Source organism: Vibrio sp. 970, assembly GCF_033339075.1.
Window position 1 is genome coordinate 1 of the sequence record NZ_JAWOTW010000285.1, and the last position, 720, is coordinate 720.

The window sequence follows — 720 nt, forward strand, 5'->3', positions numbered from 1 at the left end:
CTTGTTGCGCAAGACCCAAGCGAAAAGAACATCAACCGCTTAGCAAAAACTCAAGAACAATTGGATCATTCAAATGCGTGGCGTTTTGATGACCGAGTTAAAAACGTACTTAGTGCCCTAAAGTTAAGTCCAAACACATTACTTCGTGACTTATCTGGCGGCTGGCAACGCAAGGCGGCATTAGCTCGAGCTCTAGTTTGTGACCCTGATGTATTACTACTTGACGAACCAACCAACCATTTGGACGTCACAACCATCGAATGGCTAGAGAACTTCCTGAAAGATTTCAAAGGTTCGATTATCTTCATTTCCCACGACCGCGCATTCATTAAATCTATGGCGACACGTATTGTCGACTTAGACCGCGGGCAACTTTCCTCTTTCCCTGGTGATTACGACAATTACTTGCTTGAGAAAGAAGAGATGCTTCGTGTTGAAGAGATGCAAAACGCTGAGTTCGACAAGAAACTGGCTCAAGAAGAAGTGTGGATTCGCCAAGGTATTAAAGCGCGTCGTACTCGTAATGAAGGACGCGTACGAGCACTTAAGAAACTTCGTGAAGAGCGTCGCGACCGCAGAGAAGTGCAGGGTAAAGTTAATCTCAATATCGAAGATGCGTCACGCTCAGGCAAAATCGTCTTTGAAGCAGAGAATGTGTCTTTTGCTTACGACGGTAAGCAAATTGTTGATAACTTCAGCTTCAACATCATGAGCGGCGAG

1 protein-coding gene is annotated in these 720 nt (G+C 45.1%); it reads left to right on the forward strand.

Going from position 1 to position 720, the window contains the following annotated elements:
- Nucleotides 1–720, forward strand: a 720-nt coding sequence (locus tag R7Q11_RS26200) for an ATP-binding cassette domain-containing protein (RefSeq protein WP_225467001.1), incomplete at both ends; no start/stop codon positions are given.